This is a genomic window from Oceanobacillus neutriphilus (genome assembly GCF_014645515.1).
GTDB lineage: Bacteria > Bacillota > Bacilli > Bacillales > Amphibacillaceae > Oceanobacillus > Oceanobacillus neutriphilus.
On record NZ_BMLW01000012.1, the window covers coordinates 12089 to 37331 of the forward strand.

The 25243-nt window shown below is 39.0% G+C and carries 21 protein-coding genes; 13 read left to right on the forward strand and 8 right to left on the reverse strand.

The genetic code is table 11. From position 1 onward, the window contains the following. Positions 1–350: 350 nt before the first annotated feature. The 4 genes from IEX29_RS18590 (at position 351) to helD (ending at position 6204) form a co-directional block, all read left to right on the forward strand. Positions 351–1538 (forward strand): hypothetical protein, encoded by a 1188-nt coding sequence (locus IEX29_RS18590; protein ID WP_188736091.1) that lies wholly within the window; start codon positions 351–353, stop codon positions 1536–1538. Positions 1539–1565: 27 nt separating this feature from the next. Continuing rightward, a complete protein-coding gene (locus tag IEX29_RS18595; RefSeq protein WP_188736093.1) occupies positions 1566–2795 on the forward strand; it encodes a Zn-dependent hydrolase in 1230 nt (409 codons plus the stop codon). 111 nt (positions 2796–2906) lie between these two features. Next, positions 2907–3287: a hypothetical protein gene (locus IEX29_RS18600; RefSeq protein WP_229720290.1), complete on the forward strand. Its 381-nt coding sequence runs from the start codon at positions 2907–2909 to the stop codon at positions 3285–3287. A gap of 607 nt (positions 3288–3894) precedes the next feature. After that, positions 3895–6204 carry an RNA polymerase recycling motor HelD gene (helD, locus tag IEX29_RS18605; protein WP_188736097.1) on the forward strand — a complete coding sequence of 770 codons (2310 nt, stop codon included), beginning with the start codon at positions 3895–3897 and terminating at the stop codon, positions 6202–6204. A 46-nt stretch (positions 6205–6250) separates the two neighbouring features. On the opposite strand, the gene IEX29_RS18610 is transcribed toward helD, so the two are convergent. Continuing rightward, positions 6251–7822, reverse strand: coding sequence for a peptide chain release factor 3 (locus IEX29_RS18610; protein ID WP_188736099.1), 1572 nt, complete (start codon positions 7820–7822; stop codon positions 6251–6253). Positions 7823–8108: 286 nt separating this feature from the next. Between IEX29_RS18610 and IEX29_RS18615 the strand changes: the two genes are divergently transcribed. The 3 genes from IEX29_RS18615 (at position 8109) to IEX29_RS18625 (ending at position 13053) form a co-directional block, all read left to right on the forward strand. After that, entirely contained in the window at positions 8109–11222 is a 3114-nt protein-coding gene (locus IEX29_RS18615; RefSeq protein WP_188736101.1) for a DEAD/DEAH box helicase, read from the forward strand. A 206-nt stretch (positions 11223–11428) separates the two neighbouring features. After that, positions 11429–12625 carry an ornithine--oxo-acid transaminase gene (locus tag IEX29_RS18620; RefSeq protein ID WP_188736103.1) on the forward strand — a complete coding sequence of 399 codons (1197 nt, stop codon included), beginning with the start codon at positions 11429–11431 and terminating at the stop codon, positions 12623–12625. A gap of 137 nt (positions 12626–12762) precedes the next feature. Next, the gene (locus IEX29_RS18625) at positions 12763–13053 is read left to right on the forward strand and encodes a DUF378 domain-containing protein (RefSeq protein ID WP_188736105.1); all 291 of its coding nucleotides are present in this window, start codon (positions 12763–12765) and stop codon (positions 13051–13053) included. A gap of 183 nt (positions 13054–13236) precedes the next feature. On the opposite strand, the gene IEX29_RS18630 is transcribed toward IEX29_RS18625, so the two are convergent. Further along, entirely contained in the window at positions 13237–13662 is a 426-nt protein-coding gene (locus tag IEX29_RS18630; protein ID WP_188736107.1) for a thiol-disulfide oxidoreductase DCC family protein, read from the reverse strand. A 225-nt stretch (positions 13663–13887) separates the two neighbouring features. Here IEX29_RS18630 and IEX29_RS18635 point away from each other — a divergent pair, with 225 nt between their 5' ends. Continuing rightward, positions 13888–14805 carry an AEC family transporter gene (locus tag IEX29_RS18635; protein ID WP_188736109.1) on the forward strand — a complete coding sequence of 306 codons (918 nt, stop codon included), beginning with the start codon at positions 13888–13890 and terminating at the stop codon, positions 14803–14805. Between the two features lie 54 nt (positions 14806–14859). On the opposite strand, the gene IEX29_RS18640 is transcribed toward IEX29_RS18635, so the two are convergent. Next, positions 14860–15729: a LysR family transcriptional regulator gene (locus tag IEX29_RS18640; RefSeq protein ID WP_188736110.1), complete on the reverse strand. Its 870-nt coding sequence runs from the start codon at positions 15727–15729 to the stop codon at positions 14860–14862. A 283-nt stretch (positions 15730–16012) separates the two neighbouring features. Here IEX29_RS18640 and mmgD point away from each other — a divergent pair, with 283 nt between their 5' ends. Genes mmgD through prpB form a run of 3 tightly spaced genes read left to right on the forward strand, consistent with a single transcriptional unit; the run spans position 16013 to position 19495 of the window. After that, on the forward strand, positions 16013–17119 hold the full coding sequence (gene mmgD / locus IEX29_RS18645) for a citrate synthase (RefSeq protein WP_188736112.1): 1107 nt from the start codon (positions 16013–16015) through the stop codon (positions 17117–17119). Between the two features lie 17 nt (positions 17120–17136). Beyond that, positions 17137–18570, forward strand: a complete 1434-nt coding sequence (locus IEX29_RS18650) for a bifunctional 2-methylcitrate dehydratase/aconitate hydratase (RefSeq protein WP_188736114.1) — start codon at positions 17137–17139, stop codon at positions 18568–18570. A 13-nt stretch (positions 18571–18583) separates the two neighbouring features. Further along, positions 18584–19495 (forward strand): methylisocitrate lyase, encoded by a 912-nt coding sequence (prpB, locus tag IEX29_RS18655; protein ID WP_188736116.1) that lies wholly within the window; start codon positions 18584–18586, stop codon positions 19493–19495. 71 nt (positions 19496–19566) lie between these two features. On the opposite strand, the gene IEX29_RS18660 is transcribed toward prpB, so the two are convergent. Further along, on the reverse strand, positions 19567–20382 hold the full coding sequence (locus tag IEX29_RS18660; protein WP_188736118.1) for a ZIP family metal transporter: 816 nt from the start codon (positions 20380–20382) through the stop codon (positions 19567–19569). Positions 20383–20818: 436 nt separating this feature from the next. On the opposite strand from IEX29_RS18660, the gene IEX29_RS18665 reads away from it, so the two are divergent. After that, positions 20819–21025, forward strand: coding sequence for a hypothetical protein (locus tag IEX29_RS18665; RefSeq protein WP_229720291.1), 207 nt, complete (start codon positions 20819–20821; stop codon positions 21023–21025). A 101-nt stretch (positions 21026–21126) separates the two neighbouring features. On the opposite strand, the gene IEX29_RS18670 is transcribed toward IEX29_RS18665, so the two are convergent. Further along, positions 21127–21885 carry a processed acidic surface protein gene (locus tag IEX29_RS18670; protein ID WP_188736121.1) on the reverse strand — a complete coding sequence of 253 codons (759 nt, stop codon included), beginning with the start codon at positions 21883–21885 and terminating at the stop codon, positions 21127–21129. Positions 21886–22083: 198 nt separating this feature from the next. Here IEX29_RS18670 and IEX29_RS18675 point away from each other — a divergent pair, with 198 nt between their 5' ends. After that, the gene (locus IEX29_RS18675) at positions 22084–22314 is read left to right on the forward strand and encodes a hypothetical protein (RefSeq protein ID WP_188736123.1); all 231 of its coding nucleotides are present in this window, start codon (positions 22084–22086) and stop codon (positions 22312–22314) included. Positions 22315–22361: 47 nt separating this feature from the next. Here the strand turns inward: IEX29_RS18675 and qoxD are convergent, their stop codons facing one another. From qoxD to qoxB, 3 genes are read right to left on the reverse strand one after another with little or no spacing between them, the layout of a single operon-like run. After that, complete coding sequence (gene qoxD, locus IEX29_RS18680) at positions 22362–22649, reverse strand: cytochrome aa3 quinol oxidase subunit IV (protein ID WP_188736125.1); 288 nt, start codon at positions 22647–22649, stop codon at positions 22362–22364. Between the two features lies 1 nt (position 22650). After that, the gene (gene qoxC / locus IEX29_RS18685) at positions 22651–23253 is read right to left on the reverse strand and encodes a cytochrome aa3 quinol oxidase subunit III (RefSeq protein ID WP_188736127.1); all 603 of its coding nucleotides are present in this window, start codon (positions 23251–23253) and stop codon (positions 22651–22653) included. Next, a complete protein-coding gene (gene qoxB, locus IEX29_RS18690; RefSeq protein WP_188736129.1) occupies positions 23253–25202 on the reverse strand; it encodes a cytochrome aa3 quinol oxidase subunit I in 1950 nt (649 codons plus the stop codon). The genes qoxC and qoxB overlap by 1 nt, the downstream gene beginning before the upstream one ends. Positions 25203–25243 lie beyond the last annotated feature (41 nt).

Genomic DNA, 25243 nt, shown 5'->3' on the forward strand with positions numbered 1-25243 from the left:
AAACAAATTATTCATTGAATACTTTGAAAACGAAGCAGTGCCATATTCTAATGGGCTGTATTTTTTACTCTTAGAATATGAATTTTTTTCAGAGAAGTATTTTTAGGTATTAAAATCTTTTATGTAATGCAGGTAAAGAATGTATCCAAAAAGCGAAATCTTTTGTTATACATTAAATAGTCAGAAAAATATGTGAATGCAATATTAATCTCTATATATTGAATTTACAAAGTTTTTCAATTGAATCGTTAAATCAGATATTGATTGTCTATAGTCGTAAAAATGTTCATAACCTTTTTTGAAGACAGACATCAAGAATGAAACAATTAAATTTTGGAGGATGAATGAGCATGTCACAGATGTTAGCGTTAGTATTTATTGTTTTGATTTTATATATAGGGGATGTTGTTGCTGCCAGGACAAAAGCCTGGGTGCCATCGATTTTTGTCTGTGCAGTATTGTTTTTAGCTGGATATTGGACCTTTTTCCCGGAAGATATTGTTTCCGTAGCAGGGATACCTCCTGTAGTTGCTACAGCACTTATGTATTTGTTGATTGTAAATATGGGTACACTCTTATCCCTGCAAGAGCTGAAAGCGCAATGGAAAACTATTCTAATTGCATTTGCCGGTATTTTAGGTGTGGTTGTCTTTTTACTCAGCTTTGGTACCTTACTCTTTGGATTTCAGGCTATGGTTGTTGCCGTACCGCCATTAGTGGGCGGACTGGTGTCCTCATTGATTATGTCAGAAGGAGCAGCAGATGCCGGCCTTGTCAGCCTGTCTGTATTTGCAATTGTTATTTATGTTATGCAGGGATTTGCTGGTTATCCGCTAACATCCGTTATGCTGAAAAAAGAAGGAAAACGGTTATTAGGACAAATACGCAGTGGTGAATTAAAATCAGTTGATGATACTGGTAAAGAAACAACGAAAGAATACGAGGGAGCGAAATTATTTAAAAAGCTGCCTGAACAGTATCATACAAGTTATTTCATCTTTTTTAGATTAGCATTCACTGGTTTTCTTGCTTATTTCGTTTCTACTTTATTGGAGCCGCTGGTAACTGTCAGTCCAATGGTGCTTTGCCTGTTATTTGGGGTAATTGGAAGAAGTATCGGCTTCTTGGAAAAGCAGGCATTGCAAAAAGCAAATGGTTTTGGCTTTGCAATGATGGGTTTAATGCTGTACGTTCTTGATGGATTAAGAAATGCTACTCCGGGTATGATGCTTGATATCGTTTATTTATTAGTCGGCAGTATTCTTTTAGCAGTCATTGGTATGTATATTTTCTCATTTATTGTTGGAAAGCTTTTGAAGGTCAGTAAGGCAATGGCATACGCCATATCATTGACGGCCTTCTATGGTTTCCCGGCAGACTATGTTATTACGAATGAGGTTATCAACTCTTTAACAAAGGATCCAAAGGAAAGAGAAATTCTAACGAGTCATATGCTTTCCCCTATGTTGGTAGGAGGATTTGTGACCGTGACGATTGTATCTGTTATACTAGCAGGTGTATTTGTTAATTTCTTGTAAGTATGTATTTAATGGAGGTATCGTAACATGAAAGCTAGTCAGGAACGGATTGAAAAGCATATTAAAAGTTTAAGTAAATATACAGCTACACCAAATCAAGGAACGACACGCTTAACATATAGTGAAGAGGATCTACAGGCCCGCACCTATATAAAAGAGCAGATGGAAGCATATGGACTGGAAGTAAAGGAAGATGGTCTCGGTAATATTTTTGGCAAGCTGGAAGGCGAAAAGAAGGATGCTCCGAGTGTTATCGTAGGCTCTCACTTTGACAGTGTTCCGAATGGAGGAGATTATGATGGTCCAGCCGGTGTTGTTGCCGGATTGGAAGTAGCAGCTCTATTTCAGGAAAATCAAATTAAACCGGCATATCCACTGGAAGTCATTGCAATGATTGAAGAAGAAGGCTCCAGGTTCGGCGGCGGTTTAATGGGCTCGAGAGGAATTGCCGGATACCTTCAAAAGAAAGATATAGAACAGCTAAATGATAAAAATGGTATCTCTGTACCGGAAGCTATGAAAAAGATCGGTTTAGACCCTTCCTTAGAGGTAAAACGTAACCCGGAAACGATAAAAGCATTTTTAGAAATGCACATTGAACAGGGACCTCTTTTAGAAGAAGAGAAAATTTCCATTGGTGTAGTGGAATCTATTGTCGGATTAACACAACTGGAAGTAACCATTTCAGGAAAAGCAGGACATGCTGGTACGACACCGATGGATAGGCGCTCGGATGCGTTGGTAGCAGCGGCAAACATTATTGCCAGGCTTCCACAGATTGCAATAGAAGAAGGGGAAGGGACAGTTACAACAGTAGGAAGACATGAGGTATTTCCAAATGGAGCCAATGTTATCCCGGATAAAGTGAAGTTCTCTGTCGATATTCGTTCAAGCAAAGAAGAGCATATTAAAAATGTAGTAAAAAAGGTAAAAGACTTCATTGCATCTTATGAAACGGATGGTATCCAGGCTGAAGTAGAGCAATCGCTGTATATGGAGCCGAAGGGATTAAATCAGGAAATCCGTTCTCTGCTGCAAGCATCCTGTGAACAGTTAGATATATCCTATATAACAATGCACAGCGGAGCGGGGCATGATGCGATGGTTCTTTCCGATATAACAGACGTCGGATTGATTTTTGTTCCCAGCAAAGACGGTCTTAGTCATTGTCCGGAAGAGTGGACGGCAACACATGAGCTTGCTGCTGGTGTGGAAGTATTATATGAAACTGCATTAAAATTAACAAAAGGATCCTAGTGCTTCGGCACCGGGTTTTTTTTATTGTCGACAGCTTTTCATATAAATAAAAGTCTGGTTCTGGCAGGTATTTATAAAAAAATGATATATTTAAATAAAATAATACAAAGGATGGATTTTGACTTGAGAACCCAACTGAAAGAATTAGAGAAGAACTTTCGAACATTAGCAGAAGAGCAGCAGGTACAGAGTCAAAAAAGTTTTCATGATATTTTGGGGGTTTATTATAGTGACGATACTTCTGAAGAGGCTGCTAAGAAAGATCTGAAAAAGCTGACACCTCATTTTCCAAAAGGAGTATTAGAAGGTATGAGTTGCGCTAATGAACAGGTAGCAAACTATATTTCGAATATCCTTTGTACTGCTGATAAATTAACAGAAAAAAATGTACATGACTTATTATTGCTCAACTTTCGCACCTTAAAAAATAACTTGCCAATTATAGAGACAGGTGTTGATCATTCCTTCCATCTATCTCTTGACAAAGCATAAACTCTATCCAGAAAGAAGGTAACATGTAAGGCCACCGCTGCGGCGGACCGTTTTGCTTTCCTAGGGGCATGCTCTTCAGCTAACTTTTGCCAAGAAGAGCACTTGGCAAAAGTGGATCTTCAGATGATGCTAATCCCTCAGGAGTCAAAACGNCTGGGATTCTATACTGTTTAATACAGCTGAGCAAAAGAAATTAGACCAGTAAAGAACATCTTTTTCGTGGTGCATATAAAAATGTTCCATCACGATTACTTTCTGTATATCGGGCAAGCTTGAAATATGGAATGAAAATAGCATTTAACATGGCTAAATTGGAAATAGAAGAAAAGTTTCGTTCTCCAATATGATATATTGTTAGTAATAGGATCGATTCAATATAGAAAAATCACTGACTATGTATTTTAGGTAATAAAAAAATGAAAAGTAAGCAGCAAAAAAGCCCACTAAAAAATAGCAGGCTTTATATCTATGTATTGATTAATTAATTCAACAATGATAAAATATAAAAGTTAAAGATATACTTGATAATATATACGTATATATTATCATTATACAGTATAAGAATATATATGTCAACTATTTGTTTCGGTTTTAAAGGAGGAAGTTGATGGATAAGCAAAATGATAACCATGAATTTGAATATCAGCGGCTGGGGAAGGTATTAGATATTATTGAAAAGAAACAAAATGCTTTGAAGGAACAGTCCTCCAAGGTCAAAGAGGATGTCGTAGAGCTGCGTAAAACTTTTTGGGATGATATTACGGTCAATATGGATGAGATGGATGATATCATTGAAACACAGGAAAGCATTAAGCAGCAATCGAATATCCTTGCTCAAAAAGAACGGCATTATGGGAAAAATTTTCAGCGGATGAATCAATTAGAGCGCCTGAAAAATCAGCCTTATTTTGGAAGAATTGATTTTCAGGAAGAAGGCAGTGAAGATATAGAGCAGATTTATATTGGCACTTCTTCCTTAATGGATGAAGAAGAGAAGGACTTTCTTATCTATGACTGGCGAGCTCCTATTTCCGGAATTTATTATGATTATGCTCCAGGACCGGTAGAATACAGGAGTCAGGAAGAAACCGTTCATGGTGAAATGAGCTTGAAGCGGCAATTTATGATTCGTAATGGAAAAATGAAAGGAATTTTTGATACATCAGTAACGATCATTGATGAGATGCTTCAGGAGAGCCTAAGTCAGGCCGCAGATACGCAAATGAAATCCATCGTTTCTACCATTCAACAGGAACAAAATGCAGTTATCCGGCATCGCGGCAGTAAAGTGCTCGTTGTTCAAGGTGCTGCAGGAAGCGGAAAAACATCAGCGGCTCTACAGCGTATTGCTTATTTACTTTATCATCATCGGACCAATTTAACGGCTAATCAGGTGTTATTATTATCTCCAAATGATTTATTTTCGAGCTATGTAGCAAATGTTCTGCCTGAATTAGGTGAAGAGCCCGTTAACCAGCAAACCTTCCATCAGTTTGTTTTAAACGGAACGGATAATGCACTGCATGTAGATTCACCATTCACCCAAATTGAAAAACTGATGCGTTTAGAGGAAAAAGAACAGCAAAAGCAATTAGAAGCTATCCAACACTTTTCCAGTATTGCTTTTATGGATGATATTAATCAACACTTAGAGAAATTAAACCGGACGAATCTTACTTTCAGATCGATCCGTTTCCGGAATGAATTACTGATTGATAAAAAAGAGATAGAAAATTATTTTGCATCGCTGGAGAAAGATATGCGCCTTCCAAATAAAATGGAACAGCTGAGGAATTGGTTACTGCAGCGTATTCGTGAAATCCAGAAAGAAGAAATCAAAAAAGATTGGGTTCTGGATCAGATTCAGCTGTTATCCAAGGATGATTATATGAAGGCTTATCATGAAGCTGAAAGTGAGCAGGAGGAAAGCAGTATCCAGGATGAAGAAAAGGTTTTAAGAGAGAAAATTATTCGTAAAACTTTCGCTCCTTTACAAAAAATGATACGTCAAAATCGTTTTGTCAATACATTTAAGATGTATATGGACCTGATAGCAGAGTTGAATGGAAATGACGCTATCCAGCAATATAAGTTAGAAGCAATAAGGCTGCTCCGGAAAAAACAGCTTCCATGGGAACTGGCAACAGCTTATAACTTCTTTAAAGGGGAAATAATTGGTCATGAAGTTACTCGTCCGGTGCACTTAATTGTTATTGATGAAGCACAGGATTATACGCCGTTTCAGTTTGCGTATCTAAAACATCTTTACCCGTATGCCAGTTTTACATTGCTCGGTGATGTTAACCAGGCAATCTATTCCTATGCCTCAAAGGAGAACCCAATTCAAGAAAATATCTCATATGAGGATAGTACAGAACGGATTGTATTAACAAAGAGCTATCGTTCGACGAAGCAGATTGCGGATTTTACATCTTATTTTTCTCCAAGCGATGAACCGGTAGAGCCTTTTAATCGCAGTGGTGCACTTCCAGAAGTGATTCGTCTGACAAGGTCGATTTCCGAAAAGGATGCGCTGCTTTATAAAATAGAGGAAAAGCAGCATGAAGGATATGAAACGATTGCAATTATTGCAAAGACAGCTGCTGCTTGTGATGATATATACCAGAAGCTGCATAAAGAGATAGAAATAAAACAGATTAATGAGGATTCAAAAACCTATCAAAAGGGCGTTGTTGTCGTTCCTGTTTATTTGGCGAAGGGGATTGAGTTTGATGCTGTGATTCTTGCAGATGCTTCTGAAGAGGTGTATTCGCATGCTGCAGATAAATATTTGCTTTATACTGCGTGTACCCGTGCTATGCATGACTTAACCATTTTATTTTCTAATGAGATGTCTCCATTTCTAAGCAAAGTCGCTAACGAGAAGTATAGATATACGACGATTGTTGAGAGATGAAAAAAGGATTTCTGCCCCAATTTGACCGGGTGCAGAAATCCTTTTTTTATTGATAATTATTTGTTTCAAAGAGGTCAATCAGCTCGATATCCGGATTTTTATCTTTAAACCAGTTTAATGCAAACTCATTGCGGAAGAGCACGAGCGGCTGATCATGACGGTCGCGGACCAGCAGGTTTCCTGAATCAAACAATGAAGCATCAGCCTGTTCAGGCTTTAACCATCTGGGGATACGCTCCCCAATTGGCTCCATGATTACTTCAGCATTGTACTCATTTTCCATGCGGTAAGTAAAAACCTGATATTGTAATTCCCCGACTGCGCCCAGAATAAAGGAATCCGTTAACTTATCCCGGAACAGCTGTATGGCACCTTCCTGGACAAGCTGTTCAATCCCTTTACGGAATTGCTTCGACTTCAATGCGTTTTTTGCCATTACTTTTTTAAAGATTTCCGGCGGGAACTGCGGCAGCTCATCGAATTCATATTTTTCTTTACCGGTAAGCAGGGTATCGCCAATTTGATAAGCATTTGGATCATAAATACCAATAATATCTCCTGCATATGCTTCCTCGATAGTTTCTCTGGATGAGGCAACCATCTGCTGAGATTGGGCTAATTTTAATTCCTTTCCGGTCCGGGCCAGCTGAACACTCATGCCGCGGGTGAATTTTCCGGAGCATACACGTAAAAAGGCAATACGATCACGGTGTGCAGGATTCATATTTGCCTGGATCTTAAAAATAAATCCGGAAAAGTCTGCTTCCTGCGGGTCAACTGCACCTTTGGTTGACTTTCGTGGTGCTGGACTTGGTGCTAAGCGGATAAAGGAATTAAAAAATGTTTGAACGCCAAATGGAGACAGCGCACTGCCGAAGAATACAGGGGTTAACTCACCGTTTAAAATTGCTTCCTCCGAATACGTATTTCCAGCTTCTTCAACAAGCTCTAATTCATTTAATGCATCCTGATAGGTTCCATTTTCAGTCAACTCCGGATGATTTTCCAATTCCTGATAAGGAATATAGGTTTCTTCAGCGCCCGGATGGTGCTGTACAAATTGCTTATTATCCCGGTCAAAGATTCCTAAGAAGCCTTTTCCCATGCCGGCAGGCCAATTCATCGGATAAGTATCAATCTCTAATACCTCTTCCAGCTCCTCTAATAAAGCGAGAGGTTCTTTTCCTTCCCGGTCTAATTTATTCATAAAGGTAAAGATAGGGATACCGCGCATACGGCAAACCTTGAAAAGCTTAATTGTCTGTGCTTCAATCCCTTTGGTGGAATCAATAATCATTACAACGCTGTCGACAGCGGTTAATGTCCGGTAGGTATCCTCACTGAAATCCTCATGTCCGGGGGTATCCAAAATATTAATATGAAACCCTTCATATTGAAAGTTCATGACACTGGATGTAACAGAAATACCACGCTGTTTCTCAATTTCCATCCAGTCAGAGGTAGCGAATTTGCCTGATTTTTTTCCTTTAACTGTTCCGGCTGAACGAATCAGGTTACCATATAATAATAATTTTTCCGTCATCGTCGTTTTCCCGGCATCAGGATGCGAAATAATCGCAAATGTTTTTCTTTTTTTTACTTCTTCTTGAATTGTCATAGCGAAATCCTTTCTATAGATAGACTGATCAATGATTAAAAGCTGTACTGTCTGCTGATAGTTTGATCAGGAGCTACGTTTAAAATCATCATTTCTTTATTAGATGTTCAAGCGTTATTGCTTTATAATAAACAATAGATATATCATACTACAATTTAACCCAATTCGTGAAATAATCGAAGGGATAAAATGAAAAAAATCTGACCAGTTGCTTATTTATGACAGAATATAAGCCTGGCTGAAATCATAGAAGTATGAGAAATGAATGAAAAGGTCGTGCAGTAAGATGGTATGGATATCCAAACAGGAAATTAAAGAGCGGTGCGGAGAGCTGTCTTATAAATATGGAGAACGCCTCTGGAAGAAGGGAAATGTCCAGTTGACCTTTCTTGATCAGCAGATTATCGGAACAGTCAGAACCACAGATGATTTTCATATAACGCTGACGTATCGAAATAATAAGATAGAAAGCGCAGGGTGCAGCTGTCCGAAGCTTGGCTCGTATACATTGGATTGCCAGCATATTGCTGCAGTTTTAATTGGTATCCATGAAACGGGAGAGCCGGAAACAGACAGTACTTCACTTACAGGGAGATCAGAAAAGGAATTCCGTCATCGCGGCTATTTTGAAACTAGACAGGCTATTCCGGTTCATTTTTACTTGCGTATCCCCGTAAAATCAGAACGGGCAGCATTGCAAATGGCTGTGCAAATTGATGGCAACCCTGTTAATGATATTATCGCCTTTTTGGAAGCATTAAAGCGTGGGACACGATTTTCAATTGCTGACAATATCTCATATGATGCTGCTAAATTTTATTTTGAAGATGACTGTAATCAGATTTTAGAACAGCTTATTCAGTCTTATGAAGACCAGCAGATGATTGGAAAAGCTTTTACGGATAAAACAAGCTGGATTTCTATTCCGGCAACAGCATGGGAGCGTATGGAAAGATTGCTTCATTCCAGTCCGCTCGTTTCTCTGTATTTGGAAGCTGATGCTTATCATAAGCAGCTATTAAGGTTTTATGATGCAATGCCTTCATTTTCTTTTCGTATCCGTCAATCAGGAATAAATTATTCGATTTTATTTTTGGAAAGAAGCCGTACAATATTTTTGCTTGCTTATCAGCTTATTTATCAGAACGGCTCCTTATATTTATTGACAGAGGAAGAAAAACAGCTGATTCATTTATGTGAGCAGCTGTGGAAACAAGATTCGGGAACAATCGTTGTCAGCAAGGAACAAATTGTATCTATTTCTGTACTTTTAGAGCGGATCGGTGATGTAGAGGACACAACCGGAACGCTGAAGAGTCTCTATACACCGCTTAAGGCGAATGTCTATATTGACCGCGTTCATAATCGCCTTCTGGCAGGTGTGGAATTTCAATACGGAGATAAAAAGATAACACCATTTGAGAAAACAGCAATGGTTCGCCGTGATAAGGAAAAGGAAGCGGAAATTATTGCGTTTCTGGAAAGAAGCGGTTTTGCAAATACGGAAGGCAGTTTTATTTTGCAAAATGAGCAGCTTGAATATGATTTTCTATATCATTACCTGCCTGAACTGTATAAGATGGCGGATGTTTTTGTTACAAATGCTGTCCGAAACCAGATCAGTAAAAAAAGGTTCCAACCGATTGTCCGTGTGAAGCATAAACGCGATCGAACGAATTGGCTTGCCTTTTCCTTCCAGGTGAAAGGCTTCTGGGAGCAGGAGGTTCGTCAAATTCTGGAAGCAATAGAAGAAAAGCGTCCATATTACCGATTAAAGGATGGCTCCTTCCTATCGTTGGAAACAGAGGAGATCAAGGAATTGGAAAAATATCTGCTCTCTGTTTCGATGACACCCTCTGAAATTTTGGAGGAAATTGAGCTGTCATTGAAGGATGGGTTATCGTTTGCTCATCGGATGGAGGACAACGGCTATTTGGCTGAGGGAGCAGCTGTGAAAGAAATAATTCATGATATTCAAGTGCCGGCCAATGAGAAATACCCGATAGCGGCGGAAATTGAGCCAATTTTAAAGCCTTATCAAAAGGATGGTGTCCGCTGGATGCTGGCAATGGCTGAAGCTGGACTTGGCGGTGTTTTGGCAGATGAAATGGGCTTGGGAAAAACGGTGCAGGCTATTGCCTTTTGTATGACAAAATATCATCAGCAAACGGAGAAAAAAGCACCTGTACTGATTGTCTGTCCAACATCTTTATGCTATCAGTGGAAGCAGGAATGGGAATTATTTGCACCAGGATTTTCGGTAGGAATGCTGGACGGCACCATTCAGGAAAGAAATCGGAAAAAGAAAACATTGCGCGGGAAGGGCATCTGGATTATTTCTTATGGTGTTTTAAAAAATGAAATCGATTGGCTGAAGAAAAATATGACCTTCCAGACCATTATTTTTGATGAAGCACAAACGTTTAAAAATCCGGCAACACAGGTTTTTCGGACAGTAAAAAAATTAAAAGCGGATTATCAATTTGCTTTATCCGGAACTCCTTTAGAAAATAAAATGGAGGACCTATGGTCGATTTTTCATATTATATTTCCCGAATTGCTTGGCGGGTTGAAAGACTTTGCTGGGCTCACCAATGATCAGGTTCTGAGAAGAGTCCATCCATTTATGCTTCGAAGAGAAAAAAGGGATGTTCTGGAGGATATGCCAATAAAGACGGAATATATTGAACGTGTTCCATTAACAGAAGCTCAGAAGCAAATCTACATTTCGTATTTATCGAAATTGAGACATCCAAAATTTAAACATTTGGATCAGGAGACAATTCGTAAAAATCGAATTAAAATTCTGGCAGGACTCACACGTTTAAGGCAAATTTGCTGTGATCCGGCATTATTTATCCGGGACTATGATGGAGAATCTGCCAAGCTTCAGCGTTTAATGGAAATAGTGAAGGATGCAAAGCGGTCAGGCAAGCGTATGCTTATTTTTTCGCAGTTTACACAAATGCTGAAGCGTGTAGGTGATTTATTGAGGACAGAGGAGATAGCTTATTTCTATTTAGATGGACAGACGCCTTCTGAGGACAGGCTGCAAATATGCCGTTCATTTAATCAGGGAAAAAATGATATTTGCTTAATATCTTTAAAAGCAGGAGGAACAGGACTGAATTTAGTTGGAGCGGATACAGTTATTTTATATGATACGTGGTGGAATCCGGCGGTAGAGGATCAGGCAATAGACCGCGCGCACCGGATTGGCCAGATTTATGATGTTACCGTGATTCGCATGCTGACAGAGGGAACTATTGAAGATAAAATGTACGATCTCCAGCAGAAAAAGAGAAAGCTGATAGAACAGATGGTGCAAACGAAGGATTTATGGAATTATCAACTGACAGATGAGGATGTGGAGAACCTCCTTCAGGAAACATTGCAATAAATAATTGGCTCAGGACGGTGTTGGGATTAATCTTCGTGCCTGAGCTTCTTTTTTACGCGTATAAAACTTCTGTTAAATCGATGGTATCAGAGGAAAGTATGAAATCATTTTACATAATTTGATAAGAGGCTTGACGTTTATTCAAACTAATGATTATGCTTAAGAAGAAAGAGAATAAATCTGAATGAATCAAGGGAGGCTGCTTTATGGTGACATCAAAAGAAATAATGGAACTTACTTCAACCTATGGTGCAAATAATTATCACCCATTACCGGTAGTTGTTTCAGAGGCTGAGGGAGTCTGGGTAAAGGACCCGGAAGGAAATAAATATATGGATATGTTAAGTGCATATTCAGCGGTGAATCAAGGGCATCGACATCCTAAGATAATTCAAGCATTAAAGGACCAGGCAGATAAAGTGACACTTACTTCCAGAGCTTTTCATAATGAACTGTTGGGGCCATGGACAGAGCGGCTTGCCAAATTAACAAAAAAAGATAAGGTCTTGCCGATGAACACAGGGGTTGAGGCAGTGGAGACAGCAATAAAAGCTGCCCGCAGATGGGCATATGAGAAAAAAGGTATAGAGGATAATCAGGCGGAGATTATAGCTGCCAAAGGTAATTTTCATGGCAGAACAATGAATGCGATTTCATTATCTGATGATCCTGGTGCAACAATAAACTATGGCCCGTTTGTGCCAGGTATTTATAAGATAAATTATGGAGATGTCCAAGCTTTAAAAGAAACGATTACGCCAAATACAGCAGCAGTTATTTTGGAACCGATACAGGGAGAAGCAGGCATACTTATTCCGCCAGAAGGTTATCTGCAAGAGGTAAGGAAAATTTGTGACGAAGAAAATATACTATTTATTGCCGATGAAGTGCAGACTGGTTTTGCCCGTACAGGAAAGATGTTTGCTTGTGAATGGGAAAATGTTGAGCCGGATATATATATAATGGGGAAAGCGTTGGGCGGAGGTGTTATGCCTATTTCTGCTATTGCAGCTGACAGGGATATTATGGATGTGTTTACACCAGGTTCACATGGCTCGACTTTTGGAGGGAATCCGTTGGCCTGTGCTGTTTCTATGGCTGCATTAGATGTAATCGAAGAAGAAGGCCTTGTCAGTAAATCACTTGAGCTGGGCGAGTATTTTGCTATTGAATTAACTGCTATTGACCATCCTGATCTGAAGGAAGTCCGTTCTAAAGGATTATTTATCGGTGTAGAATTTAACAAGCCAGTCCGGCCTATTTGTGAAGCCTTAAAAGAAAACGGAATTCTTTGTAAAGAAACACACGAAACCACGATTCGTTTTGCACCACCGTTAACTATCAGTAAAGAAGAGCTTGATTGGGCTCTGGATAAAATAAAAAAAGTGCTGAAGACTAATTAAATAAGAACCATTGAATGAAGAGCTCTAATGAGAAATAAATCATTAGGGCTTTTTTTTGATAAAACAACAATTCCCAAACAGTGGAAGTATGAAATAAGGGATTAAGCAAAAGATAAGCAGTGAGGAGGTGAGAGACAATGAAAACACTACATGCTATTGCAGTCACTTTATTGATTATTGGTGGTATCAACTGGGGACTAATTGGATTTTTTCAATTTGATCTAGTGTCGGCTATTTTTGGCGGACAGGCCGCTGTCCTTTCTCGAATTATTTATGGACTCGTTGGAATTAGTGCCATTTATTATCTTACAACTTTATTCTCTGGGGTTGGTGAACCAGTCCGGGATGATTCAGATAATCTGCGGACAAACTTCGGAACAGAATTTAGTGAGGATTACGGCATTGAGGAAGAAATTGACGATAAATAATTGGACAAAAAGCCTTTCGAATAAATAGAACGAGGATGTATCTCCAGGGCAGGATGAATATCTGAAGTGAGCTTTAAACAGTTAAAATGTTTGAGCTGCACTTCAGATATACTCACTATCCGGACGGTACAGCCACCTTATCCTGGGAGATATGGGGAAACTCCCGGGACAGGCAGTTTTATTTTATACGTGAGGCTTTTGTTTTTTTAAATCATCTATTGTTTCTATAAATTTTTTGCGTTCTTGTGCTGTGGGAAGACGGCAGGCCTGTTTTTTACCAAACCATTTATGCCGGTTGCGTGCAATAAAATCATACAAGGCATCCCTAATAAAATATGGAAGGATTTTCCCGGCTTTCAGCATTTTCCAGGGGAATGTTAATTTTTGCAATACATTTAATGCAGCATCAGATTTGATATAAACTTTATCTCCATCAATGAATAGAACGCTGTCGATATTATCCGGAACCCGATATTTTTTTTGAATAAATTCTCCTGCCTCACTTTGCAGTGAAGTAAACAGAAATTGATTTTCTTTGTCCCTATTGAGGATAAATTGAACGAAGCTGTCACAAATATGGCATTCTCCATCAAATAAAATAAGTTTCATTCATACCACCTCTACAACCAAGCTTAGTATTATCATACAATCTCTGTTTATTACATACAAGTCTAACTGGTTTGATAAAGAACTATCCACAGCACTGAAATCCTTCCATCAATAAATGAATACCCCAATGTTTAAAAAACATAAAGCCTTTCTGTATGAACAGTAATAAGACTGTGATAAGATAACAAAGGTGCATTTTTTAATGTATTAAAGGGGTAGAAAATCTTGGAAGGGTTTCAACTGCAATTTATTATTTCTGTATGCATTATTTTACTTGGATACTTTTTTAAAAGGATAAAAATTTTAAAAGAATCGGACGGGCAGACAATTGCAAGAATTGTATTTAATATTACTCTGCCAGCATTAGTGATTGTTACATTTGATCAGATGGTGATATCCTTATCACTTGTTTCACTTATTTTCATTGCTTTTTTATTTGGACTTGCTTCAGCATTCATAGGCATCTTGGCATTCCGCTCTGAGGAAACAGGTATAAAAGGAATGGCTGCCATGATGGTTCCTGGCGTTAATGTCGGCCTATTCGCCTTCCCGCTTGTAGAAGCTATCTGGGGGAGGGAAGGTATTCAGCATTTTGGCATGCTTGATGTAGGTAATGCTGTTATTGTGTTTGGAGTATGCTTTTTTATAGCAGGCTATTTTGCAAAAGGGACATCAAAATTTTATTTGCGGGAGGCATTCAGCCCGCTGCTTCGATCAATTCCATTTTTAACTTACATGGTTGTCGTAGCCTTAAACCTCTCAGGATTTCATTTACCGGGTCTGTTTTTAGAGACTGCAGAAATTATTTCTGTAGCAAATATGCCCCTGTCCCTGTTATTACTTGGCCTCTATTTAAATTTTTCCTTTAAGAAATCATGGATTCCTTTGATAGGGAAGTATTTAGTTGTGAAGTATGGAACAGGACTTGTATTAGGGTTTAGTCTTTTTTGGCTGCTTTCTGATTACCCAATGCTCGCCAATACCGTTTTAATCGGTTTTATTCTGCCCGCCTCCACAACATCTGTGGTATACGCAATTAGATATAAATATAATACAAAAATAGTCGGCACTATAGTTAATATAACAATCATCATAAGTTTTCTTCTGATCTGGCTGCTTGCGAGCTTTGTGGCATATCACTAAAAGTTCTGTAAGAAATCCATTAAAAAGACTAATTCATGCTTTGTTGAGCATGAACTATAAAGCTTTTACGTCTAATGTTTGAACAAAATCAACGAATGCACGGACAATATTCATTTGCAGGGTATCTTCCTGGTAGTACATCCAGGTTTGTCTTTTTAGGGAGTCACCGGTTGGATCTGTAATCGGCTTGATAAATAATTCAGGGTGCGGACGAACGACAAGATTAGCAACTATCGCATAACCGAGTCCGTGAACAACCATTTCTTTACAGGTCTCCACCTGATTGACATGAATTGTAATATTAGGGCGCTCAATATAATTTTGATGCCACCAATCAACTAATAAAATCCGCATATGTTCATCTGTGTAATAATCCACCCTTGGAAGCTTGGGAAGTTCGTCCCACGTGAAATTCCAGGGAGAGGCGACGCAGATTTCTTCCTCATATAACAGCGCTTTCTTTTCCTTCCAGGCATAATTACCTTTAATAAAACTGATATGCACATCATGATTTAATAATAGACGGTGCATATCACTGCTCCAGCCTGTAACAACCTGACATTCCACATCAGGATATTTTTCTTTAAAACGCTGCAGCAGCTTCGGCATTTTATTTGCAGCAAAGAAATTGGAAACACCTACCCGCAACGTTCCTTGCACTTCATCCTGCATATTACTCAGCTTTTCTTCCATTTTACGCTGCTCAAGAAGCATTCTTTTAGCGTGGTGAGCAAGCTCCTCGCCCTCGGGGGTAAAAGTAATCCCGCGTCGTTTCCGAAGAATAAGCGGAACTCCATAATGATTTTCGAGCTTTTGAATTCTTGAAGTTAAAGTAGGCTGGGATAAAAATAGTTGATGAGCAGCCTGGGTAATATTTTCTGTTTCATAAAGTGCAGCAAGCATTTCCCAATCCTGTAAATTCAATTGCCAGCCTCCTAAATTTAAGATATAGAAAAAATCTATCGTTATTTATTAGTATTATATATTTTTCTAATTTTCTATTCAAGGTTATACTGTATATAAGAAAAACATTTATCGTAGAGCCTGCAGCAAGAAATAAGGAAAATATCATTTCTGAATGGGGATCAGGCGGTCATTAAAGATCCGGTTCGTTTAACGGGTCAACAGCCGGTATTTTCATTTTCGAAATAGTCTGCTTTTATTTGGTTAAAAAATGATTACGCTTTCATTTTAAGGAGGAGAAATAATGTGCACAAGTGAGGAGTTTGTTCCTGGTCTAGATGGTGTGATTGCGGCCAAAACAGAAATATCTTTTTTAGATGTGGATCGGGAGAAAATAGTTATCCGGGGAGAGGACTTAATTGAATTAGCCAAAGATAAAACATATTTTGATGTTGCCCATTTATTACTGGAAGGGTATATTCCCAGTCAGGAAGAAAAGAAAAGTCTTGAAGAAAAAATTAAAACATCTTACAGCCTTCCTAAAGGTGTTCTGCCTTTATTTAAGCTTTTGCCAAAAGGAATGCACCCAATGGACGGGATGCGTACAGTTATTTCGTTATTAGCAGGATTCGATTCTGAAATTGAAAACCGTTCCAATGATAAAAATAAGGAGCGCGCTTATAGGCTATTAGGTCAATTACCTTTTATTACGGTAAACAGTTATTTTGCAACAGAGGGGCTGGATATTGCTGAACCAAATGAAAGTCTCAGCTACAGTGCTAATTTTTTATCAATGATTACAGGGAAATCACCCTCAGAGCTGGAAATAGAAATTTTTGATCAATTATTATTACTCTACAGTGAGCATGAGATGCCGAATTCCACTTTTGCCTCACGTGTTATCGCTTCTACTAATTCAGATATGTATGGAGCATTGACCGGAGCTATCTCTTCCTTAAAAGGTCACTTACATGGCGGTGCGAATGAAGCAGTTATGTATATGCTGCAGGAAGCAGATTCTGTGGATGCGTTTGAGGCTTTAATTCACCATAAGCTTCAAAATAAAGAGAAAATCATGGGGTTCGGGCATCGGGTTTATATGAAGAAAATGGACCCGAGAGCAGCTATTACAAAGGAAGCGTTACGAAGGCTGTGTGAAAAAGATAATGATTATAAGCTCTTAGAGATGTGTGAGGCAGGGGAAGTTATTATGAGAGAAGAAAAGGGCTTATATCCAAATCTGGACTATTATGCAGCGCCGGTTTATTGGAAGCTTGGTATCCCGATACCGCTTTATACACCAATTTTCTTCAGTGCAAGAACGGTCGGGCTCGCAGCACATATTATCGAACAGCACGATAATAATCGCATTTTTAGACCGAGAGTAGCGTACACAGGGAAAAGTTATTAACAGGGAGGAAACAACAGATGGTATCCGTAAAAACAAACCAGACAGATCAACTTTTAGAAGAGATTGCTGATTATGTATTAAATAAAGAAATTAACAGTGAAGAGGCTATTAAAACGGCGCATCATGTATTAATTGATACAATTGGCTGCGGTATTCTTGCTTTAAATTACCCGGAGTGTACAAAGCTGCTGGGTCCAATCGTTCCCGGTACAGTTGTTCCAAATGGGGTAAGGGTGCCGGGGACTCCTCATGTGCTTGATCCGGTACAAGGAGCGTTCAATATAGGCGCAATGATACGCTGGCTGGATTATAATGACACATGGCTTGCAGCAGAGTGGGGACACCCTTCTGATAACCTGGGAGGCATTCTGGCTGTTGCTGATTACGTCAGCAGGCTGCGGCTAAATAAGGGAGAAGAACCTTTAACCGTGGAAGAGATTTTGGAGATGTCGATTAAAGCGCATGAAATTCAAGGAATACTTGCTTTAGAGAACAGTCTGAATCGTGTTGGTCTGGATCATGTATTATACGTGAAGGTTGCAACAACAGCTGTTGTTACGAAAATGCTGGGCGGAGGAAAGGAAGAAATCGTCAACGCATTATCAAATGCCTGGATTGATAATTCGAGCCTGCGGACATATCGTCATTTCCCTAATACGGGCTCCAGAAAATCGTGGGCGGCAGGTGATGCAACAAGCCGAGCAGTCCGGCTGGCACTTATGGCTGTAAAGGGGGAAATGGGCTATCAGACTGCATTGAGTGCAGAAGGATGGGGCTTTCAGGATGTTCTTTTTAAAGGAAAAGAATTGGTATTAAAAAGACCTCTCGAAAACTATGTGATGGAAAATGTATTGTTTAAGGTTTCTTATCCGGCAGAATTTCATGCACAAACAGCAGCAGAAGCAGCTGTTCAATTGCATCCGGAGGTGGTTAACCGCATTGATGAAATTAAAGAGATTACCATTTCTACACATGAATCGGCTATCCGTATCATTGATAAAAAAGGACCGCTCCATAATCCGGCGGACAGAGATCATTGCCTGCAGTACATTACAGCAATTGGATTATTAAAAGGAAATATCGTGGCAGAGGATTATGAAGACGATGTAGCGAAAGATCCTCGTATTGATGAACTTCGCGACAAAATGACAGTGACCGAGAATAAGCAGTATTCAGAGGATTATCTGGATCCGGAGAAGCGATCTATTGCAAATGCAGTACAGGTTCATTTTATGGATGGCAGCTCCACAGACATCGTTGATTGCGAATATCCTCTAGGACACCGGTTCCGCAGAGAGGAAGCATTCCCGCAAATAATTAAAAAGTATGAAGCTAACTTAGCAACACAGTTTACAGACAAACAGAAAGAGTGTATTAAGCAGCAGACGGTAAATTATGAAACGATTAAGCAAATGGCAATTACTGATTTTATAGAATTATTTTTAGATTAGAGGGTGAGAAAAAATGGCTTGGATTGTAGATAGTCCATTACCACAACATGAATTAGCTGAACAATTTCGCCAGATGGCAGTGGAGAAGGGAATTTTGCAAATTCCTGGGGCGCATGATGCAATGGCAGGGTTAGTGGCAAAGCAGGCTGGTTTTCAGTCGCTATATTTATCTGGGGCTGCTTATACTGCAAGCAGAGGATTACCTGATTTGGGTATTGTCACCTCAGCAGAGGTAGCTGACCGGGCCAAAGACATTATCCGGGCAACCAATTTACCGTTACTTGTAGATATTGATACAGGCTTTGGCGGCGTCCTGAATGTTGTCCGGACGGCCAGAGAAATGGCGGAAGCAAATGTAGCGGCAGTACAGCTGGAGGATCAGCAGCTCCCTAAAAAATGTGGACATTTAAATGGAAAGAATGTCGTTACCAAGGAAGAAATGATGCAAAAGATAGCCGCAATCAAAGAGGTAGCGCCGACACTTTATATTGTGGCAAGAACAGATGCCAGAGCTATTGAAGGTTTAGATAGTGCAATTGATCGGGCAAAAGGCTATGTAGAAGCTGGCGCAGATGCTATATTTCCAGAAGCACTGCAAAATAATGAAGAATTCCATTCTTTTGCGAAAGCAGTAGATGCACCACTGCTGGCTAATATGACGGAATTTGGGAAAACACCCTATTTAACGGCAGCAGAATTTGAAAACGCAGGCTTTGATATGGTTATTTATCCAGTGACTTCTTTACGTGTAGCTGCAAAGGCTTATGAGCGTATTTTTGGGCTGATTCGTGATGAGGGTACACAGAAAAATGGATTAGAGAATATGCAAACCAGAAAAGAACTCTATGAAGCTATTCAATATGATGAGTTTGAAGCTCTCGATCAGGGGATTTCCAAGACAGTGATAGAGGATTATTTTAAGTAAACAAAAAAGGATACCTGTGATTTATGATTCTAAAATCACAGGTATCCTTTTCACTTGAGGGAATACAAATCTTAGCCTAATGCGACATCAAGCACCATCATAAGGGCGAAACCAATCATCAGACTGATGGTTGCTAAATCTCTGTTTCCATTCTCCTGAGAGCTTGGAATAACCTCTTCCGCAACAACAAAGATCATTGCCCCAGCTGCAAAGCTTAACGCATAAGGAAGCAGCGGTTCAATGTGCGCAACAGCCAATGCGCCTATTACAGCAGCAATTGGTTCGACAAATCCTGAAAATTGGCCATACATAAAGCTTTTTCCGCGGGACATTCCTTCTCCGCGTAATGGCATGGCAACAGCAACACCTTCGGGGAAGTTTTGAATTCCAATTCCGATGGCAAGAGTGACTGCTCCGGCTAAAGCGGCCTCTGTACTATGATTTGCTAATGCACCAAAGGCAATCCCGACAGCGAGTCCTTCCGGGATGTTATGGATTGTAATTGCAAGTACGAGCAATGTGCTGCGTTTTCTTTTGTCTGGTGCAAACCCCTCAGCATCTTTTTTTTCTGTGTTCGGATGAAGATGGGGCAGAATTTTATCAATAACCCATAAAAATCCTCCTCCCAGTAAAAAGCCGACTAATGCAGGAAACCAGGGGCCGATTGCATTATCTGTTGATGCTTCGATAGACGGCCCGAGCAATGACCAGTAGCTGGCTGCTATCATAACACCTCCAGCAAATCCTAACATACTATCTAACAGTTTTTGATGAACGGTTTTTGTTGCAAATACAATCGCTGCCCCAAGTGCAGTCATTCCCCACGTGAAAATGGTTGCTAATAAAGCCTGCATGACAGGGCTCAAATTTTGAAAAAAATCTAACATGATGTCTAATCCTTTCTTTTCCATTCGTTTATCATATATATATTTTATTCAAGAACTAATAATTACGCTAACTTTATTACTTTATCATTAAATAGGATGAAAAAACAATAATACATATTTAAGCGCAAGAATGAAAGAAATCATAGCCTGATGGAGTTAGATGAAATCATTGCTTTTTGCTTGATGAAAAGATCATTTTAGTATTTCAAATGGTTGATTTGGCCATTTAAATGATGACACAGCAACAGCATGGGATAGTAAATATCGGGAATAGTTTTTAACAATAACCCGGCTTTCGGCATGTCTCCTCATTGTTATTATTTTTACTTAATTATTCCGTACCTTAAATGAACTTCACAGGTATAATAAACTTAAGAAAAAATGAAAGAAATATAAGGTCGGTGAAATAAAGATGTATGTTATCAGCCTGTTAGGAATGAGCAAGGTTATTCAAGCACCCATGTATAAAATAGGGGAGTGGCTGGATTCTTTTAAAGGATTTATACCAATAAAAATCGTTGATCAAATAACATATTTTGAAATTGAAGCAGTAGAGGTTTTAGCATTTATAAAGGAAAAAATGGAAGAAGAATACGATTTAATGGAAATTAGACAGTTACTAAAAAATAAGAGTTTTATATAATGCGAAACCTTCTTCCGGGAAGAGATTCAGTCTGATCTCATGGAAGAAGGTTATTTTGTGTAGAAAAAAATATGAATAAGTATTAGTTCCCGATAGTAAGATTATTTGAAATCTAATGTTGCTTCTAAAAACATAACTGTGATCATCGCGTAAATATCAAAAATTGGTTCATCTGATAAGATGGAAGTATCCAGCATATCTAAAGAAAGGTCAGCGTTATCATCCCAAAGATCATCATCTTCTGATACATCCTCATTTTCTCCCCCTATTTCATCATCTAAGCCAGAGCCGTCTTCCATTGCTACATAAATTTCAGCTGCATTTTCAATTTCAAAAAGTGTTGTATAATTGTTAATGGAATCTTCATATAAATTGAAAAGTTCTTCGAGCTCCTCGATAGATCCAAAATCATATTCTTCCGCAACAGCCTCTAAATTCTCTTCAGAAAGGTCTTCATCTAAAGCAGTAAGAGGGTCATTCATAATTAAATCTAAGCTGAATTCAATATCCTCGATAAACATGTACCAGATACTATCCGGAAATTCTTCATCCTCTTCAAGTAATCCTTCTTCTTCATACAGCAGGTCATTTAATTCATCATATGTCAGATCATATGTATCATAAATTTCTTCTAAACCTTCATCAGTGAGTGGTGTACCGAGATAGGCCGGATCATCAAAATCATCTAAACCCAGATCAAAATCTGCCAGATAATCTTCATAATCTTCCAATTCCCAATCAATGGACTCTAAAAAGCTTTCCAATTGAGGGTCATCAGCATCAATAGCAAATGCCTGGGAAGGTAAAAGACCAATCATAAGTACCAGTGCAAAACATACAGATAATAATTTCTTTTTCATCCTTCATCCTCCTGTGACTATTCTATATCTTAAGTATAAAGCGTTTTAAGACGAAATTCCATGCTTTTAAAAGTAAGAACAAAAAAATAAATCGAAAGTCACGAGTCAAGAAAAAAGTCATTTGTTCGCTAAATTGACACAAAGTTATTGACAAATTATTGAACAAAAGGCATACTATAATTAAAGGAGATGAGATACATGGAAGTGAATAAAAAATTATTAAAAGGCTTGTCTCTAGTTTGCGGGACATTAATTACAATTGGTGCAGTACTGTTTATATACGGATATTTTGTAAGCGCTATAACTCTTGTAACAGCTATAGGTATCGGCTTAGCAGAGGGCGGTACATTTATCTTTATTATGGGATTGTTCCTTGTTGCTGTGGAAGAGAATATTAGGAGAAAGAATCAAAATCAGAGGCAGTTATAGTTGAATATAAAAAAGCTCAGGCGTCAATGCCTGAGCTTTTAATATTCTTAATACATATATCCCCATATCATTGCCAATAATGAACCAAGGATAGTTAACAGGGCAAGTACTACGCCGTAAATTGTATGGACATAGATACCGCCTTTATCTTCACTTTCTCCGGCATGCATAAATACAACGAGCTGCACCCCTGCTTGAATAAATGCTGTAACAACAAGAATGGTTAATCCCATTGCAAAAGACATGTCAAAGAAATAGACACTTAATGCAACCACAGTGAGGAGCAGTGAGAAGATATATCCGTTAACCTGCTTCATTGGAAAAAGTTCTCTCATGCTACATCATTCCCTTCAAGTAAATAAAGCTGAAAATGAAGATCCACATAACGTCTAAGAAGTGCCAGTAAAGAGAGAATATAAATGATTTATTCGCTGTCCGCGCATTTAAGCCATTGCGAAGGATTTGAATAATAATCATGATACCCCAGAACAGACCAAATGTTACGTGGGCTCCATGCGTTCCAAGTGTTGTTAAGAGTGTTGCAGTAAAACCGCTAGTCTGCAATGTTGCACCTATGTGGAAGTAATGAATAAATTCATATACTTCCACGCTGAGAAATCCAGCACCTAAGAGAAGTGTCACTATCATAAAACCGATCATTGCTTTCACACGATTAATACGCATTGCATGGACCGCCAGTCCAATCGTAAAACTACTTGTCAAGAGAAGAAATGTCTCAATCAATACCGGTGGCAGTTCAAAAATCTCAGCCCCGGCAGGTCCACTGCCTACACCGCGGTCTACATAAACAAAATAGGATGTAAACAGCGTCGCAAACAGCATGATTTCCGCACTTAGGAAAATCCAGAATCCCAGGATATTCATTCTATTGGTTTCGGTGCTATATTCAAGAGGCAGATTTTTAGAATCAAGTTTCATTACTCAGCACCTCCAAATTTCTTTTCCGTTTCTTCAATTTCTTCTTTGTGAATATGATGCCCATCATCTTTTTCAAAGGAACGATACAGCAGACAGCTGATAATTCCAACGAATGCGATGATTACTCCAACCCATACATGAAATACAAAGCAAAAAGCAAAGACGAAGAAGATACCGGCTAAAATAATGGACCAGCCACTGTTGTTTGGCATGTGAATGTCCTTAATACCGCCTTTAAATAGGTCATGTCCATTCTTCTTATAATCCCAGAATGCTTCACTTGAATTAACATTTGGTGTAATAGCAAAGTTATATTCTGGAACTGGATTATGGGTTGCCCATTCAAGAGAACGTGCATTCCAAGGATCGTCACCGACATTTCTTGGTGCATATCGGAAGCTGTAATAAACGTTATAAACGATTAATGCGAATCCAACTGCTAAGAGTAACGCTCCAAAGAAGGACACCATACTTAAAGGTCCAAATCCAGATGCTTCTGAATAAGTGTACATTCTTCGTGCCTGACCGTTTAAACCGGTAATGTACATTGGGAAGAAGGATAGACAAAATCCAATAACAATATTCCAGAATGCCCATTTACCAATACGTTCATTCAGCAGGAAGCCAAACATTTTTGGCCAGTAATAAATGAGACCGGCAATCATCGCGAATACAACACCAGGGATGATTACATTATGGAAGTGAGCTACTAAGAACATTGTGTTGTGATACTGATAATCGGCACTTGCGATTGCAAGCATAACACCAGTTACCCCACCAATCGTAAACAGTGGAATAAATGCCACAGAATACATCATTGGTGTCGTAAATCGTATTTTTCCTTTCCACATCGTCAGGAGCCAGTTAAATATCTTAATTCCCGTCGGAACAGCAATCGCCATTGTTGTAATGGAGAAGATACTGTTTGCAACTGCTCCTTGTCCCATAGTAAAGAAATGGTGAACCCATACCATAAAGGATAGCAAGGAAATAATTACCATCGACGCGACCATCGATTTATAACCATATAAATTACGCTGTGAGAATGTAGCGATAATTTGTGAGTAAATACCGAACGCTGGAAGTATCAGAATATATACTTCAGGGTGTCCCCAGATCCAGAACAGGTTCGCCCACATCATATCCATACCGCCATCTCCTGTTGTAAAGAAGTTGGTAAAGAATTGACGGTCCAGTGTTCCCATTAATAAAGCAATTGTCAATACAGGGAACGCGAATACGATAATCAGGTTTGTAATTAATGCAGACCAGGTAAACATCGGCATTTTCATTAATGTCATACCAGGTGCACGCATTTTCATAATTGTAGCGATAAAGTTAATCCCCGTCATCAGTGTTCCGATACCGGAAATTTGCAGTGCCCAGTTGTAGTAGTTAACACCAACATGTTCACTAAAGTCTGTTCCTGCCAGTGGATAATAGTTTGTCCAGCCGGCATCCGGAGATCCTCCGATTACGAAGGAAAGGTTAAACAGCATTGCTCCGGCAAAGTATAACCAGAAGCTGAGTGCGTTCAAACGAGGGAAGGCAACATCTCTCGCACCGATTTGCAGTGGAACAACGAAGTTCATCATACCGATAATAAATGCCATTGCCATGAAGAAAATCATAACAACACCATGTGTAGTGAAAACCTCGTTATAGTGCTGAGCATCTAAGAAACTGTTATCTGGAACAGCTGTTTGCAGCCGCATCATAACAGCATCAGCGCCGCCTCGGAAAAGCATCAGCAAAGCTGAAATAATATACATAATTCCGATACGTTTGTGATCAACCGTTGTTAACCACTCACTCCAAAGATAACCCCATTTTTTAAAGTAGGTAACACCGAAAACAATCGCTATACTTACAAGTCCAATTGCAACGATGGACGCATAAAGCATTGGATCATCATGGGGTGGAATCGTAAATCTATCAAAAAAATCCATTGTGATAAAACTCCTTTCTAGAGCTTAGAAATATTCAGGCA